Raw genomic sequence first — 15,097 nt, forward strand, 5'->3', positions numbered from 1 at the left:
ACCCATGAGCACCTCCGTCGCACCCCGCTCCCCGGAACGCTCCGGGACAGCGCGGTCCGGGGCGGGGCGTCAGCAGACCGGGGCCGACGGTTCGCCGTCGGCCCCGGCCCGCCGGGCCCGCAAGGGCTCGGACGTCCGCACCCGGGTCGAGATCGCCGTCCTCGCCGGCCCGGCGACCGTCATGTTCGTCGGGTTCGTCATCCTGCCCGTCGTCCTCGCCGCCTACTACGGCTTCTACAAGTGGCAGGGGTACGGGACCCCCACGGACTTCGTCGGGCTGGACAACTACAAGATCATCTTCACGGACCCGGACTTCCGGGGCGTGCTGTTCCACAACGCGGTGATCGTCGTGGGCTCGCTGCTCGTGCAGGGGCCGATCGCGATCATCCTCGCGCTGCTGCTCAACCAGCGGATCCGCGGCCGCGGCCTGATCCGCGTTCTGATCTTCCTGCCGTACGTCATCTCCGAGGTCATCGTCGGCACCGGCTGGAGCCTCATGCTGCAGTCGAGCGGCGCGGTCAACGACCTGCTGCAGGCCGTCGGCCTCGGTGCGCTCCGCGCCGACTGGCTGTCGAACCCCGACATCGCGATCTGGACGCTCCTGGCGATCATCTCGTGGAAGTACATCGGGTTCGCCGTCATCCTGTTCCTCGCGGGGCTGCAGAGCATCCCGGAGGAACTGTTCGAGGCGGCGCAGCTCGACGGCGCCAGCTACTGGCAGATCCAGCGACGGATCACGCTGCCGCTGCTCGGCCCGACCGTCCGCATCTGGGCGTTCCTGTCGATCATCGGGTCCCTGCAGCTGTTCGACCTCGTCTACATCATCTGGGGGCAGTACATCGCGGCCACCGCCGGGACCTCGACGATGGCGACGTACATGGTCGCCAACGGCCGCCTGTCCGGCAACTACGGGTACGGCAACGCCGTGGCCGTGGTCATCTTCCTCATCTCGCTGGTCGTCGCCCTCGTCTACCAGCGGTTCGTCCTGCGCCGCGACACCGCGGGCGCCCTCACCGAGAAGGCCGACCGATGACCGCCTCCACCGACACGACCGCCGGCGCCGTCGGCATCGCACTGGCCGAGAGGACCGACCGATGACCGCCACCGCCTCCATCGTCTCGCCGAACCGTCGCCGGACCCGCTTGCACGACACCGGCCCGGTCCGTCGTGAGCGGAACCTCGGCACGTACTTCATCGCGCTGCTGTTCATCGCGGTCTGCGTCGGGCCGGTGCTCTACATCGTGCTCGGCGGGTTCCGCAGCAACTCGCAGATCACCGCGAGCCCGGCCGGCCTGCCGAGCCCGTGGCAGTTCGACAACTACCTGTCGGTGCTCTCGAGCGGCGTGTTCTGGCAGCAGCTCGGCAACTCCGTCATCGCCGGTGTGACCACCACCGTCGGCGTCGTCGTGCTCGGGCTCATGGCGAGCTTCGTGATCGCGCGCTACAAGTTCCGCGGACGCGAGGCCCTGTACTCGCTGTTCGCAGCCGGCCTGATGTTCCCGATCACCGTCGCGATCACCCCGCTGTACCTGCTCGTGAAGGACCTCGGCCTGACGAACAGCCTCGCCGGCGTGATCCTGCCGCAGATCGCGTTCGCGCTGCCCACGACCGTCATCATCCTGGTGCCGTTCCTCCGGGCGATCCCCGACGAACTCGAGGAGGCCGCGTCGATCGACGGCGCCAGCCGGCTCGGGTTCTTCTTCCGGATGGTCGTGCCGCTGTCGCTGCCGGGCGTCGTCACGGTCGGCATCCTGGCGTTCATCGGCAGCTGGAACAGCTACATCCTGCCGCTGTTCATCCTCAACGACGCGTCGGCCTACACGCTGCCGCTCGGGGTGCAGGCGTTCTCGTCGCAGTACTCGGTCGACACCGCCCGGGTCCTCGCGTTCACCTCGCTGTCGATGATCCCGGCGCTCGTGTTCTTCGCCGTCTTCCAGCGCCGCATCGTCGGCGGCCTGACCGGGGCGGTGAAGGGGTGACGACGGCGGACGCGACGCGGACTGCCGGGGCCGAGCCGGGCCTCCCGTCCGTGGCCACGACGCTGCCGGAGTCGGAGGCCGCTGACCGGGCGACCGCCCTGCTCGAGGCCATGACCCTCGACGAGAAGGCCGCGCAGCTGGTCGGCTACTGGCTCGACCAGAACGGCGTCGTCGCGCCGATGCAGGGCGAGATGGCCGCCGCCCAGGACGGCCGCACGCTCGCCGACATCACCCGCCACGGCATCGGCCAGTTCACCCGCGTGTACGGCACCCGCCCCGTCGAACCGGACGAGCGCGCCGCGTGGCTGTGGTCGGAACAACGTCGTCTGCAGCGCGAGACCCGGCTCGGGATCCCCGCGCTGGTGCACGAGGAGTGCCTCACCGGACTCGCCGCGTGGAAGGCCGCGACCTTCCCGACCCCGCTCGCGTGGGGCGCCTCGTTCGACCCCGAACTCGTCGAGCAGGTCGGCGCCGTCATCGGGTCCTCGATGCGGCAGCTCGGCGTCCACCAGGGCCTCGCGCCCGTCCTCGACGTCATCCGCGACCCGCGGTGGGGCCGGGTGGACGAGTGCATCGGGGAGGACCCCTACCTCGTCGGCACGGTCGGCACCGCGTACGTGCGCGGTCTGCAGAGCGCCGGGGTGGACGCGACGCTCAAGCACTTCCTCGGGTACTCCGCCTCGCAGGCGGGGCGCAACCACGCCCCGGTGCACGCCGGCCCCCGCGAGGTCGCCGACGTCTACCTGCCGCCGTTCGAGATGGCGATCCGCGACGGTGGCGCCCGCAGCGTCATGAACTCCTACGCCGAGGTCGACGGCGTGCCCGTCGCCGCGAACGCCGCACTGCTCACCGACCTGCTCCGTGACCGGCTGGGCTTCGACGGCACGGTCGTCGCCGACTACTTCTCGGTGGCGTTCCTCGAGGTCATGCACGGCGTCGCGGCCGATCGCGGCGAGGCCGCCGCACTCGCGCTCGAGGCCGGCATCGACGTCGAGCTGCCGACCGGGGACGCCTACCTCGGGCCGCTCGTCGACCGGGTCCGCGCAGGACTCGTCGACGAGGCCCTGCTCGACCGGGCGGTGCTCCGGGTCCTCCGCCAGAAGGAGCGGCTCGGGTTGCTCGACGCGGACGCGTTCGCCGAGGACGCCCCCACCGGGATCGACCTCGACACACCGAGGCACCGGGAGCTCGCGCAGCAGCTCGCCGCGCGGTCGCTCGTCCTGCTGTCGAACGACGGCGTGCTGCCGCTGGCAGCGGACACCGTCGCCGCCGGTCGGATCGCCCTCATCGGCCCGAACGCCGACCGGGCCGAGGCCCTGCAGGGCTGCTACTCCTTCGCGAACCACGTGCTCGCGTCCCACCCGGACCTGCCCCTCGGGTTCGCGATCCCGACCGTCCGCGAGGCCCTGACCGACGCGCTCGGCCCCGACGCCGTCCACGTCGCGACCGGGTGCGCCGTCGAGGGCACCGACCGTTCCGGGATCGCCGAGGCCGTCGACCTGGCCGGCACGTCGGACGTCGCGGTCGTCGTCGTCGGCGACCAGGCCGGACTCTTCGGTCGTGGCACCGTCGGCGAGGGCAACGACACCGCGTCGCTGGACCTGCCCGGTGTCCAGCGCGAACTCGTCGAGGCGGTCGTCGCCACCGGCACGCCGACCGTGGTCGTGCTGCTCACCGGACGGCCCTACGCGGTCGGCTGGGCGCTCGACGGCGCGGGCCCGCGCCCGGCCGCCGTCGTGCAGGCCTTCTTCCCGGGGGAGGGCGGCGGGACCGCGATCGCCGACCTGCTCACCGGCGCCGCGGCACCGTCCGGGCGCCTGCCCGTCTCGCTGCCCCGCGCCGCCGGAGCGCAGCCGTACACGTACCTGCACCCCCGGCTCGGCGGGCCGTCGGACGTGACCGCCGCGGACTCGACGCCGGTCCGGCCCTTCGGCTTCGGGCTCGGCTACACGTCGTTCGCGTACACGGACCTGCTCGTCGACGACACGGTCGCGACGGACGAGGCCTTCACCGCGACGGTGACCGTCACGAACACGGGGGACCGGTCCGGCGAGGACGTCGTCCAGCTCTACGGGCACGACGTGCACGGGTCGGTCACCCGTCCCCTCGTCCAGCTCCTCGGCTACGCGCGGGTCACGCTCGCCGCGGGGGAGTCGGCCCGGGTGCGCTTCGACGTCCCGGTGCAGCGGTTCGCCTTCAGCGGGCGGGACCTGCGCCGCGTGGTCGAGCCGGGCGACGTCGAGGTGTGGGTCGCGTCCCATGCGGCGGCGTCGCAGCCGGGAGGCGCGGTGGACTCCGGCGGGATCGTCGCGCACGGCGGCGGGTCCGGTCCGGAGCCCGTGCCCGGGTCCGCCACGGACCGTGCGGTGCTCCGAGTCACCGGCCCGGTCCGCGAGGTCCGGTCCTCCGACCGGCGGACGGTCACCTGGGAGCGCGTCTGAGGTGGTGACCGGGGACCCCTGGCTTGCGGATCGTTTCCATGGAAACTAGTTTGGCGGCATGGGTTCCCGGTCGTCGCGTCTCCGAGCGGTGTTCGACGCGCTCATCCGCGCCGAGACCGAGGTCTGGTCGGACGTCGACGCCGAGCTGACCGCTGCCTGCGGCATCCCGCTGCACCGCTTCGAGCCGATGTCCGTCATCGCGTCCACCCCCGACTGTCGCGTCGCGGACGTCGCCGACGCCCTGGCGATCACGCGCGGCGGCGCCAGCAAGCTCGTCGAGCGGATCCGTGCGGACGGGCTGTGCGTGCGCGTCGCGAACCCGGACGACGGACGCTCGGCGTTCTTCGTCCTGACCCCCGCCGGTGCCGCGGCCCTCGACCGGGCGCGGTCCGTGTTCGACGCTGCACTGGCCCGCCGGATCGGCGGACGGTTGGACGACGAGGCGCTGCGGCGGCTCGAGGGGGACCTGCAGGCGCTCCGGCGAGCACCGTCGGACGGACGAGAGGAACGGACCCGATGAAGGCAGCCTGGTACGACGAGCAGGGCGCGGCGAGCGACGTGCTCCGGGTCGGATCGCTCGAGGAGACCCTGCCGGCCGACGGCGAGGTGCGCGTCCGGCTCACCCGCTCCGGCGTGAACCCGGGTGACACGAAGAAGCGCGAGGGGTGGCTCGGGTCGGCGATGCCGTACCCGCGGGTCGTCCCGCACAGCGACGGCGCCGGCGTGGTCGACCTGGTCGGCCCCGGGGTGTCCACCGACCTGGTCGGACGTCGGGTGGCCGTGTACGGTGCGCAGTCCTACCGGCCGTCCGGCACCGCGGCCGAGTCCGTCGTGGTCCCCGAGGCGCTGGCGGTGCCGCTGCCGGACGCGGTGTCCGACGACGTCGCCGCCGCCCTCGGCATCCCCGGCATCACCGCGCACCGTGCGGTCTTCGCCGACGGACCGGTCCGCGGTCGGACGGTGCTCGTGCACGGCGTCCGCGGAGCGGTCGGGTCCATCGCCGCCCAGCTCGCCGTCGCCGACGGCGCGACCGTCATCGGGACCGTCCGACGGACCGGCGACCTCGACACCACCGCGCTGCCGGGCGTCCGGCTCGTCGCCCTCGACTCCGACCCCGCCGCGGCGATCCGGGCGGTCGCTCCCGACGGGGTGGACCGCGTCGTGGAGGTCGCACTCGACGCGAACGCCGACCTCGACGCGGCGGTCATCGCGAACGACGGCGTCATCGCCACGTACTTCGCCCGCGGCGACCGGGTGGACCTGCCGTTCCCGCCGCTGCTCTTCGCCAACGTGCTCGTCCGGTTCCTCGGCAGCGACGACTTCGCCGCCGACGTGAAGCGCACCGCGATGGAGGACCTGGTCGCCGCCGTGGCGCAGGGGACGCTCGTCGTCCCGATCGGGGTCGTGCTGCCCCTGGACGCGATCGCGGAGGCGCACGACCGCGTCGACGCCGGGCGGAGCGGACGGGTGCTGCTGGACACCACGCGCTGACGCCGGGACGCGCTGCGTCGACGCGCCGAGGCGGGTTCGGTGCTCCCGCGGCGTTCACGCTCGAACGGTGCCGGTGACCGATCGGTACGTCCGTGGCGCCCGGGGTCAGAGGGCGTGCGCGCCGAGCAGGGTGCCGGCCAGCCAGGTCGCCACGAGGGCCGCCGCGCCACCGAGCACCACGCGCAGCGTCGCCCGACCGCGGGGAGCGCCGCCGAGCACGGCCCCGGTCGTCCCGGTCGCGGCCAGCGCGAGCAGCACGGCGACGACGAGGACCGCGATCCGCACCGACGCGGGGACGAGCAGCGTCGCCAGGAACGGCAGCAGGCCGCCGACGGTGAAGGTCGCCGCGGACACCCACGCCGCACGCCACGGGCTCACCACCTCGTCCTGGGCGGCGAGTTCCTCGGCGGCGACCCACCGCTCGCGCACCTCGGGGCGGCCGAGCTCGTCGGCGATCGTCCTGGCGACGTCCGGGGTGACGCCGATCGCCCGGTAGGCCTCGGCGATATCGTCCGTCTCGGCGGCGTCGGTCGCTCGGCGGGCCGCCAGCGCCGCCTGGCCCGTGCGCTGCGCGTCGCGGGCGCCGCTGACGGAGACGTACTCGCCGAGCGCCATCGACACCGCGCCGCCGACGAGCGCCGCACCGCCCGCGGCCAGGACCGGACCGATCGACGCGCCCGCGCCGGCCACGCCGACGACGACCGCTGCGACGGAGACGATGCCGTCGTTCGCGCCGAGCAACCCGGCGCGCAACCAGTTGAGGCGGGCCGCGTTCGTCGAGTCGTCGGGGGTCGCGGTCGGCAGCGCGGGGACGGAGATGGTGGCCATGTGGTCCAGGAAAGCACTCCGCAGCCGAGTGCGCTAGCCAGGAAAGGCTGCCCTGACCTGGGGTTTGTGAGGAGAGGCGACCCTCACCTGACCACTCGCGAGCGCGAGGGTGCCCCATCCGCGGGCGCCGACGGACGGGCCGGGAGCGAGGTCACGCCTCGAGACGCCGGAGGCACTGCACGCACATCGGCCACCCGTGGCTGCCGCGGACGCACTTGCAGCCGGACGGCAGGTCCGGGCAGTCGTCGAACACGTGGTGGACGCCCGGCGTGGCGTCCGAGTGGAATGGTCGCACGTGCATCGGACGCTCCTCCCGCGGCGGTGGACTCGTCGACGAGCCCACTCCTGCCTACGCGCCGTACCTGCGACCGTGCCGATCTGCCGCGTTCAGAGGCGGTCGCGCAGGAACGCCGCCTGCCGCTCCCAGTGCCGGAACCCGCCGCCCTCGTGCCCGTTGTACGGGTACACCTCGATGGCCGTGTCCGTCGACGCCAGGGCGTTGTACGCGGCGAAGGTCGTGCGCGGCGGGACGACGTCGTCCATCAGCGCGACCGAGAACAGCGCCGGCGCGGTGATCCCCGCCGCGTGGTGCACCCCGTCGAAGTAGGCGGCGGTGTCCCAGACGGTCTCGACCGCGTCGCGGTGCACGGAGAGGTAGGTCGCGAGTTCGCGGTAGGGCCCGCCCACCGCGACGGCCGTCCCGTTCTCCCAGTCGCAGAGGAACGCGACGTCCGGCATGACGGCCGCGAGGGGTGCACCGTGCGCCTCGACGAGCGCGGCGGCGGCGATGGTGATGCCCCCGCCCTGGCTGCCCCCGGTGAGCGCGACGCGGGCCGGGTCCACGCCCGGGAGCGTCCGCACCGCGTCGACGAGGCGGACCGCATCGGTGAAGACGCGCCGGTAGTAGTGGGCCGCGGGGTCGGCGATGCCGCTGGTCATCCAGCCGCCGACGTGCGGTCCCGAGCCGTGCGGGTCCGGGGTGTCACCGCCCGAGCCCCAGCCGCTGCCCTGACCGCGGGTGTCCATGACGACGTGCACGTGGCCGGCGAGGGCCCAGGAGACCCGCTCGCCGGGCAGGCCACGGCCGCCGTTGTAGCCGAGGAACTCCACGACGACGGGCAGGTCTCCGGTGGCACCCGCCGGTCGGGAGACCCAGGCGTGCACCGGGTCACCGGCGAAGCCCGGGAAGACGAGGTCGTGCACGTCGAGGGCCGTCACCGGGGTGTCGGCCGGCGTCAGGACGGGGTCGGTCCCCGCTCCGGCGTCGCGAGCGGCGGCGATCGTGTCGGACCAGAACGCGTCGAAGTCGTCGGGTCGGTGCAAGGACGGGCGGTACGTGCGGAGCTGGTCGATGGGCAGGTCGGTGAACGGCATGGGTCTCCTCCGGGGACGATCCTGCCCCCGGCACCGTCGTGGACGGCGCCGGGGGCAGGGAGTGTCGTGCTGTGGTGTGCTCAGCGCGCGGCGGCGCGGTACCGCTCGAGCACGGTGGGCTGCGGGTCGGCAGGCACCACCGTGGTGTCGACCGCCCACGACGGGAGCGACCCGGTGAGCACCCACGCGGCCTGCCGAGCAGCTCCGGCGGCGACGTACTCGCCCGGTTCCGGCAGTTCGACGTCGCGGCCGAAGACCTGTGCGGCGACGACGCGGACGGCCTCGTTGCGCGCGGCCCCGCCGATGAGCAGCAGGCGCGACACGGTCACGCCGGTGGCCTCGACCGCGGCGAGTCCGTCGGCGAGGGCACACAGCATCCCCTCGACGGCGGCCCGGGCCAGGTGTGGCCGGTCCGTCGTGTCCGGGGTCATCCCGAGCAGGGACGCGGTAGCGTCCGGTCGGTTCGGCGTGCGCTCGCCGACGAAGTACGGCACGAGCACGAGGCCGTCGGCACCGGCCGGCGCCTGCAGCGCCAGCTGGCCGAGGGCGTCGTGGTCGACGCCGAGCAGCCGTCCGATCACCTCGAGCACGCGAGCCGCGTTGAGCGTCGTGACGATCGGGAGGCGCGACCCGGTCCCGTCGGCGAAGCCCGCCACGGTCCCGCTCGGGTCACGCACTTCGGCGTCGCTCACACCGAAGACCGTGCCGCTCGTTCCGAGGGACACCGCGACGTCACCCGGGCCGAGCCCGAGGCCGAGCGCTGCCCCGGCGTTGTCGCCGAGTCCGGGGCCGACGACGAGTCCTGCGCGGGCGACGGCGCCGCCCGGCAGCTCGACGTCCGCGGACAACGTGCCCATCGCCTCGTCGGGCGCCACGACCCGCGGCACGACCACGGCGTCGTCGTCGCCCGTCGTCGCCGGGCGCATCGGCCGACCGAGCGCCAGCTCGAACAGCTCCGCGTCGTAGTCCTTCCGCACCGGGTCCCAGTAGGCCGTCCCGCTCGCGTCGGAGCCGTCCGTGGCCAGGGCGTCGAGGTCCGGGCCGAGCGGGCTCTCGTCCGCCGGACCGTACCCGCGCAGCCGCCACGACAGCCAGTCGTGGGGGAGCGCGACGGCGGCCACGCGGGCCGCGTTCTCCGGCTCCGCGTCGCGGAGCCAACGCAGCTTGGTGCCGGTGAACGAGGCCACCGGGACCAGGCCCGTCCGGGCGACCCACGCCTCCCGACCGAGCTCCTCGACCATCTGGGCGGCCGCGTCGGCGCTGCGGACGTCGTTCCAGAGCAGGGCGTCGCGGACGACGCGGCCGTCGGCGTCGAGCGTGACCATGCCGTGCTGCTGCCCGGCGATCGCGATCGCGCCGACGTCCTCGAGGCCGCCGGCGTCCGCGATCGCGGCGCCGAGGGCATCCCACCAGTGGCGCGGGGCGACGGACGTGCCGTCCGGGTGGGACGCGCGCCCCTCCCGGACGACCGCACCGGTGCCCGCGTCACGGATGGTGACCTTGCAGGACTGGGTCGACGAGTCGACCCCCGCGACGAGCTGCTGGCTCAACGAGCGCCCATGAGGTGCTCGATCGCGAGCTGCTGCAGCTTGACGAAGCCGAAGCCCTTGCCGCCGAAGTACGCGTCCGCGTCGAAGTCCTCGTACGCGGAACGGTCCGCGAGGAACGCGTCGTACGACTCGCCGTCGTTCAGTGTCGGCGTGCTGAGCTCGCCGACCTTCGACGCCTCGAGCGCGGCCTGCACCTCGGGGTCGGCGCGGAAGGCCTGTGCACGCTCCTTGAGGAGCAGGTACATGCGCATGTTCGCGGCGGCCGAGTCCCAGACGCCTGAGATGTCCTCGGTGCGGCTCGGCTTGTAGTCGAAGTGGCGCGGGCCGTCGTAGGCCGGTCCGCCCTGGGGGGCACCGTGCTCGAGCAGGTCGACGAGCGAGAACGCGTTCTGCAGGTCGCCGTGGCCGAAGACGAGGTCCTGGTCGTACTTGATGCCGCGCTGACCGTTGAGGTCGATGTGGAAGAGCTTGCCCTGGTAGAGCGCCTGGGCGATGCCGGCCGTGAAGTTCAGGCCCGCCATCTGCTCGTGGCCGACCTCGGGGTTGATGCCGAACAGCTCCGGGCGCTCGAGCGTCTCGGTGAAGGCGATCGCGTGGCCGAGGGTCGGCAGGAGGATGTCGCCGCGGGGCTCGTTCGGCTTCGGCTCGATGGCGAAGCGGATGCCGTAGCCCTTGTCGGTGACGTACTGGGCGAGCAGGTTGACGGCCTCGCGGTAGCGCTCGAGCGCGGCCTGCACGTCCTTCGCGCTGTCGTACTCGGCGCCCTCGCGGCCGCCCCACATCACGAACGTCGACGCGCCGAGCTCGGCGGCGAGGTCGATGTTGCGGAGGACCTTGCGGAGCGCGAAGCGGCGCACCTGGCGGTCGTTCGAGGTGAAGCCGCCGTCCTTGAAGACCGGCGCCGAGAAGAGGTTGGTCGTGACCATCGGCACGACGATCCCGGTCGACTCGAGGGCGCCCTTGAGCCGGTCGATCTGGGTCTGCCGCTCGGCGTCGGTCGAGCCGAACGCGAAGAGGTCGTCGTCGTGGAAGGTCAGGCCGTAGGCCCCGAGCTCGTCGAGCTTCTCGACCGCCTCGACCACGTCGAGGGCGGGTCGGGTCGGTCCGCCGAAGGGGTCGGAGCCGTTGTAGCCGATGGTCCAGAGACCGAAGGAGAACTTGTCTGCACGGGTGGGCGTCGTTGCCATGGTGGTCACCGTTCGTCGTCGAAACAAAATGTTGCCGCGCCCAACATAAGCGGTAGTGTTGGCTGTGGCAAGGACGTGATCGCAAAGGAGCGAGCGGATGGCGGAAGAACGACACGCGCAGCAACGGCTGCGGGTCGCGATGGTCGGGCACGGCTTCATGGGAGCGGCCCACTCACAGGCATGGCGGACCGCACCGCGGTTCTTCGACCTCGGTGTCGATCCCGAGATGGCGGTCGTCGTCGGACGCGACCCGGAGCGGACCGAAGCGGCCCGCGCGCGGTACGGCTGGCAGGCGGCGTCGACCGACTGGCGCGCCGTCGTGGCCGACCCCGACATCGACGTCGTCGACGTGGTGTCGCCCGGGTCCTCCCACGTCGAGGTCGCCATCGCCGCGCTCGAGGCCGGCAAGCACGTCCTCTGCGAGAAGCCCCTCGCCAACACCGTCGCCGAGGCCGAGGCGATGACCGCCGCGGCCACGGCCGCCGCCGAGCGCGGCGTCCGGGCGATGGTCGGCTTCAGCTACCGTCGGGTGCCCGCGATCGCGCTGGCACGACAGCTGGTGCAGGCCGGGAGGCTCGGCACCGTCCGCCAGGTCCGCGCGCTCTACCTGCAGGACTGGCTCGCCGACGAGGACGGCCCGATGACGTGGCGGCTGGACAAGGCGCTCGCCGGTTCCGGGTCGCTCGGCGACATCGGTGCGCACGCGATCGACCTCGTCGAGCACGTCACCGGGGCGCACCTGTTCACCGTGTCCGGCACCCTCGAGACCTTCGTGCACGAGCGGCCCCTCATGGCCGAGGGGGTCGGGCTCTCCGGAACCGCCTCGACCGAGCGCGGCCAGGTCACCGTCGACGACGCGGCGTTCTTCCTCGGTCGTCTCGCCGGCGGCGCTGCCGAGGGAGCGATCGGCACCTTCGAGGCGACCCGCTACGCGACCGGACGCAAGAACGGCCTGACGCTCGAGATCAGCGGCTCCGAGGGCGCGGTCCAGTTCGACCTCGAGTCCATGAACGAGCTGCGGCTGTACGAGACGTCGGCACCCGCCGGGGAGCAGGGCTTCCGCCGCATCCTCGTCACCGAGCCCGAGCACCCGTGGATGGCCGCCTGGTGGCCGACGGGGCACCTCATCGGCTACGAGCACACCTTCAGCCACCAGGTCGCGGACTTCGTGCAGGCGATCGTCGCCGGCACCGACCCGTCGCCGTCGTTCGCGGACGGGCTCCACGTGCAGCGCGTCCTCGACGCGGTCGAGCGCAGCGCGGCCGACGGCAGCTCCTGGACGGTGATCTGAGTGGCGGACACCAAGCACGCGCTCGTCGTCCGGGGCGGCTGGGACGGGCACATGCCCGTCGAGACCACCGACCTGTTCGTCCCGTTCCTGCGGGACAACGGGTTCGACGTGCAGGTGTCGGACTCGACCGCGGTGTACGCCGACGAGTCGGTCATGGCGGACGTCGACCTGATCGTGCAGGTCGTGACGATGTCGACCATCGCCGACGACGAGTTCGCGGGCCTGCAACGTGCCGTGCTCGGCGGTGCCGGGCTCGCGGGGTGGCACGGTGGGATCGCGGACGCGTTCCGGAACACCGCCGACTACCTGCACATGGTCGGCGGGCAGTTCGCGCACCACGCGGGCAAGCACCCGTCGGAGCGCACCGGCGAGCAGTCGGACAACTACATCCCGTACACGGTGCACATCACCGAGGCCGGGCACGAGCACCCGATCACGCAGGGCATCGAGGACTTCGACCTCGTGACCGAGCAGTACTGGGTGCTCTCCGACGAGTACAACGACGTCCTGGCGACGACGACGCAGGAGGCACGCGACTTCGACGCGTGGAACCGTCCGGTCACGGCGCCGGCGATCTGGACCCGGCAGTGGGGGCAGGGACGCGTGTTCGTGTCGGCTCCGGGGCACCGGCTCGAGGTCGTCGAGTCGCAGCCGCTCCGCACGATCATCGAGAGGGGACTCCTGTGGGCAGCGCGGTGAACGGACCAGCACTGCGGGTCGGTGTCGTCGGTGTCGGCGTCATCAGCCAGCAGTACTTCGAGCACTTCCCGGCGCTGCCCGGGCTGGAGCTGACCGCCGTGGCCGACATCGACGTCGCGCGGGCGGAGTCGGTCGGTGCGGCGCAGGGCGTCCGCGGGACGAGCGTCGACGAACTCATCGCCGCGGACGACGTCGACGTCGTGCTCAACCTGACGATCCCCGCCGCGCACGCCGAGATCGCCACCCGGGCACTGACCGCCGGCAAGCACGTCTACGGCGAGAAGCCGCTGGCGATGTCGACCGACGAGGCGCAGCCCGTGCTCGACCTCGCCCGACGCGTGGGGCTGCGGGTCGGCAGCGCACCCGACACCGTGCTCGGCACCGGCATCCAGACCGCGCGTGCGGCGCTCGACGACGGCGCGATCGGCACCCCGGTCGGCGCGGCCGTCTCGTGGTCCGCACCCGGCCACGAGCTGTGGCACCCGGCGCCCGCGTTCTACTACCAGCCCGGAGGCGGTCCGCTGCTCGACATGGGACCGTACTACCTGACGAGCCTGGTGTCGTTCTTCGGCCCCGTCGTCCGCGTCAGCGGTGCCTCCACGCGCTCCACCCGGCACCGCACGATCGCCACCGGGCCGAACGCAGGCACGGCGATCCCGGTCGACATCGACACGCACGTCGTCGCGGTCCTCGAGCACGAGGGCGGCGTCGTGTCGACGGTGACCGTGTCGTTCGAGGTGTGGGCCACCCGGGCCCCGTTGTTCGAGGTGTACGGCACGCAGGGCACCCTCGGTGTGCCCGACCCGAACCGGTTCTCCGATCCCGTCACGATCGCCGAGGCCGACACCCGCGAGTGGCGGGAACTGCCGACGACGGCCGGGTACGCCGACGCCGGACGCGGGTACGGCCTGGCCGACATGGCGCACGCGATCGCCACCGACCGGCCACACCGAGCCTCCGGGGACCTCGCGTTCCACGTGCTCGAGATCATGGAAGCGGTGCAGACTGCTGCCCGCGACCACACCGTGGTCGACGTGCGGTCGCGGGTCGACCGCCCCGACACCGTGCCCAGCGGAGCCACCCCCGGGTCCTGGTGACCCGACCCACACGCGAGGAAGGACGACGACGATGACGACGACGGACGGAACCGACGAGACGGTGGCGGGCCGCGCCTCCAGGCCGGTCACGCTGTTCACGGGACAGTGGGCCGACCTGCCCTTCGAGGAGGTGGCGCGCCTGGCGGGGGAGTGGGGCTACGACGGTCTCGAGATCGCCTGCTGGGGCGACCACCTCGACGTCCGGCGCGCCGCGACGGACCCGGCGTACGTGGCCGACCGGAAGGCGGTCCTCGAACGGAACGGGCTGCAGGTCTGGACCATCGCGAACCACCTGACCGGGCAGGCCGTGTGCGACGACCCGATCGACCAGCGGCACGAGGACATCCTCGCGCCGCACGTGTGGGGCGACGGGGACCCGGAGGGCGTCCGACAGCGTGCCGCCGAGGAACTCCAGTGGACGGCACGGGCCGCCGCCGCGCTCGGCGTGGACACCGTCACCGGGTTCTCCGGCTCGTCCATCTGGAAGACGGTCGCCGGGTTCCCGCCCGTGCCGCCGAGCATGATCGACGCCGGCTACCAGGACTTCCACGACCGCTGGTCGCCGATCCTCGACGTCTTCGAGGAGGTCGGCGTGCGGTTCGCGCTCGAGGTGCACCCCTCCGAGATCGCCTACGACTACTGGACCGCGAAGCGTGCGCTCGAGGTCTTCGCCGACCGGCCGTCGTTCGGCTTCAACTTCGACCCGTCGCACTTCGTCTGGCAGGACCTCGACCCCGCCGCGTTCCTGCTCGACTTCGCCGACCGGGTGTACCACGTGCACTGCAAGGAGTCGGTGAAGCAGCTCGACGGCCGCAACGGACGGCTCTCGTCGCACCTGCCGTGGGGCGATCCCCGCCGCGGGTGGGACTTCGTCACCGCGGGGCACGGGGACGTGCCGTGGGAGCGGGTGTTCCGCGTGCTGAACCACATCGGGTACGCCGGCCCGACCAGCGTCGAGTGGGAGGACGCGGGCATGGACCGGCTCGTCGGCGGACCCGAGGCGCTGGCGTTCGTCCGGCAGCTCGGCACCATCGCGCCGCCCGAGGCCGCGTTCGACGCCGCGTTCTCCCGCTCGCGCTAGCGGCGCCGCCGGCGCCGCCCCGCCGGCCGCCGACCGACCGACCGTCCGCCCGCTCGCCGGCACCACCCACACCGCCCGA

The 15,097-nt window shown here is 72.9% G+C and carries 14 protein-coding genes; 9 read left to right on the forward strand and 5 right to left on the reverse strand.

Annotation, left to right across the window (positions count from 1 at the left end):
- The first annotated feature begins 4 nt into the window (after positions 1–4).
- From AAEP86_RS07850 to AAEP86_RS07870, 5 genes are all read left to right on the forward strand, one after another.
- Entirely contained in the window at positions 5–1,033 is a 1,029-nt protein-coding gene (locus AAEP86_RS07850) for a carbohydrate ABC transporter permease (RefSeq protein WP_420369983.1), read from the forward strand.
- A gap of 61 nt (positions 1,034–1,094) precedes the next feature.
- Positions 1,095–1,979 carry a carbohydrate ABC transporter permease gene (locus tag AAEP86_RS07855; RefSeq protein ID WP_420369984.1) on the forward strand — a complete coding sequence of 295 codons (885 nt, stop codon included), beginning with the start codon at positions 1,095–1,097 and terminating at the stop codon, positions 1,977–1,979.
- 50 nt (positions 1,980–2,029) lie between these two features.
- Positions 2,030–4,420 (forward strand): glycoside hydrolase family 3 N-terminal domain-containing protein, encoded by a 2,391-nt coding sequence (locus AAEP86_RS07860; protein ID WP_420369985.1) that lies wholly within the window; start codon positions 2,030–2,032, stop codon positions 4,418–4,420.
- Positions 4,421–4,478: 58 nt separating this feature from the next.
- Entirely contained in the window at positions 4,479–4,940 is a 462-nt protein-coding gene (locus tag AAEP86_RS07865; protein WP_420369986.1) for a MarR family winged helix-turn-helix transcriptional regulator, read from the forward strand.
- A complete protein-coding gene (locus tag AAEP86_RS07870; protein WP_420369987.1) occupies positions 4,937–5,911 on the forward strand; it encodes an NADPH:quinone reductase in 975 nt (324 codons plus the stop codon). The genes AAEP86_RS07865 and AAEP86_RS07870 overlap by 4 nt, the downstream gene beginning before the upstream one ends.
- A gap of 105 nt (positions 5,912–6,016) precedes the next feature.
- On the opposite strand, the gene AAEP86_RS07875 is transcribed toward AAEP86_RS07870, so the two are convergent.
- The 5 genes from AAEP86_RS07875 to xylA all read right to left on the reverse strand — a co-directional run bounded on the left by AAEP86_RS07875 (position 6,017) and on the right by xylA (position 10,850).
- The gene (locus tag AAEP86_RS07875; RefSeq protein ID WP_420369988.1) at positions 6,017–6,739 is read right to left on the reverse strand and encodes a VIT1/CCC1 transporter family protein; all 723 of its coding nucleotides are present in this window, start codon (positions 6,737–6,739) and stop codon (positions 6,017–6,019) included.
- 151 nt (positions 6,740–6,890) lie between these two features.
- Entirely contained in the window at positions 6,891–7,040 is a 150-nt protein-coding gene (locus AAEP86_RS07880; protein WP_420369989.1) for a hypothetical protein, read from the reverse strand.
- 86 nt (positions 7,041–7,126) lie between these two features.
- Positions 7,127–8,113, reverse strand: coding sequence for an acetylxylan esterase (locus AAEP86_RS07885; RefSeq protein WP_420369990.1), 987 nt, complete (start codon positions 8,111–8,113; stop codon positions 7,127–7,129).
- Between the two features lie 80 nt (positions 8,114–8,193).
- Positions 8,194–9,663 (reverse strand): FGGY family carbohydrate kinase, encoded by a 1,470-nt coding sequence (locus AAEP86_RS07890; protein ID WP_420369991.1) that lies wholly within the window; start codon positions 9,661–9,663, stop codon positions 8,194–8,196.
- Positions 9,660–10,850: a xylose isomerase gene (gene xylA / locus AAEP86_RS07895; RefSeq protein WP_420369992.1), complete on the reverse strand. Its 1,191-nt coding sequence runs from the start codon at positions 10,848–10,850 to the stop codon at positions 9,660–9,662. Before xylA ends, AAEP86_RS07890 begins: the two co-directional genes overlap by 4 nt.
- 97 nt (positions 10,851–10,947) lie before the next feature.
- On the opposite strand from xylA, the gene AAEP86_RS07900 reads away from it, so the two are divergent.
- Genes AAEP86_RS07900 through AAEP86_RS07915 form a run of 4 tightly spaced genes read left to right on the forward strand, consistent with a single transcriptional unit; the run spans position 10,948 to position 15,018 of the window.
- Positions 10,948–12,141: a Gfo/Idh/MocA family protein gene (locus AAEP86_RS07900; protein WP_420369993.1), complete on the forward strand. Its 1,194-nt coding sequence runs from the start codon at positions 10,948–10,950 to the stop codon at positions 12,139–12,141.
- Between the two features lie 51 nt (positions 12,142–12,192).
- Positions 12,193–12,840 carry a ThuA domain-containing protein gene (locus tag AAEP86_RS07905; RefSeq protein WP_420370462.1) on the forward strand — a complete coding sequence of 216 codons (648 nt, stop codon included), beginning with the start codon at positions 12,193–12,195 and terminating at the stop codon, positions 12,838–12,840.
- A complete protein-coding gene (locus tag AAEP86_RS07910; protein WP_420369994.1) occupies positions 12,837–13,937 on the forward strand; it encodes a Gfo/Idh/MocA family protein in 1,101 nt (366 codons plus the stop codon). The genes AAEP86_RS07905 and AAEP86_RS07910 overlap by 4 nt, the downstream gene beginning before the upstream one ends.
- Before the next feature lie 31 nt (positions 13,938–13,968).
- On the forward strand, positions 13,969–15,018 hold the full coding sequence (locus AAEP86_RS07915) for a sugar phosphate isomerase/epimerase family protein (RefSeq protein WP_420369995.1): 1,050 nt from the start codon (positions 13,969–13,971) through the stop codon (positions 15,016–15,018).
- Positions 15,019–15,097: the final 79 nt, after the last annotated feature.

Origin of the sequence: Curtobacterium sp. L1-20, assembly GCF_048755855.1 — a bacterium.
Classification (GTDB): Bacteria; Actinomycetota; Actinomycetes; order Actinomycetales; family Microbacteriaceae; genus Curtobacterium.

What these genes read in the sequence shown, in the direction of transcription:
- AAEP86_RS07850 (WP_420369983.1), top strand. Translation starts at nt 5, where the DNA reads ATGAGCACCTCCGTCGCACCCCGCTCCCCGGAACGCTCCGGGACAGCG.
- AAEP86_RS07855 (WP_420369984.1), top strand. Translation starts at nt 1,095, where the DNA reads ATGACCGCCACCGCCTCCATCGTCTCGCCGAACCGTCGCCGGACCCGC.
- AAEP86_RS07865 (WP_420369986.1), top strand. Translation starts at nt 4,479, where the DNA reads ATGGGTTCCCGGTCGTCGCGTCTCCGAGCGGTGTTCGACGCGCTCATC.
- AAEP86_RS07870 (WP_420369987.1), top strand. Translation starts at nt 4,937, where the DNA reads ATGAAGGCAGCCTGGTACGACGAGCAGGGCGCGGCGAGCGACGTGCTC.
- AAEP86_RS07875 (WP_420369988.1), bottom strand. Translation starts at nt 6,739, where the DNA reads ATGGCCACCATCTCCGTCCCCGCGCTGCCGACCGCGACCCCCGACGAC.
- AAEP86_RS07880 (WP_420369989.1), bottom strand. Translation starts at nt 7,040, where the DNA reads ATGCACGTGCGACCATTCCACTCGGACGCCACGCCGGGCGTCCACCAC.
- AAEP86_RS07885 (WP_420369990.1), bottom strand. Translation starts at nt 8,113, where the DNA reads ATGCCGTTCACCGACCTGCCCATCGACCAGCTCCGCACGTACCGCCCG.
- xylA (WP_420369992.1), bottom strand. Translation starts at nt 10,850, where the DNA reads ATGGCAACGACGCCCACCCGTGCAGACAAGTTCTCCTTCGGTCTCTGG.
- AAEP86_RS07900 (WP_420369993.1), top strand. Translation starts at nt 10,948, where the DNA reads ATGGCGGAAGAACGACACGCGCAGCAACGGCTGCGGGTCGCGATGGTC.
- AAEP86_RS07905 (WP_420370462.1), top strand. Translation starts at nt 12,193, where the DNA reads ATGCCCGTCGAGACCACCGACCTGTTCGTCCCGTTCCTGCGGGACAAC.
- AAEP86_RS07915 (WP_420369995.1), top strand. Translation starts at nt 13,969, where the DNA reads ATGACGACGACGGACGGAACCGACGAGACGGTGGCGGGCCGCGCCTCC.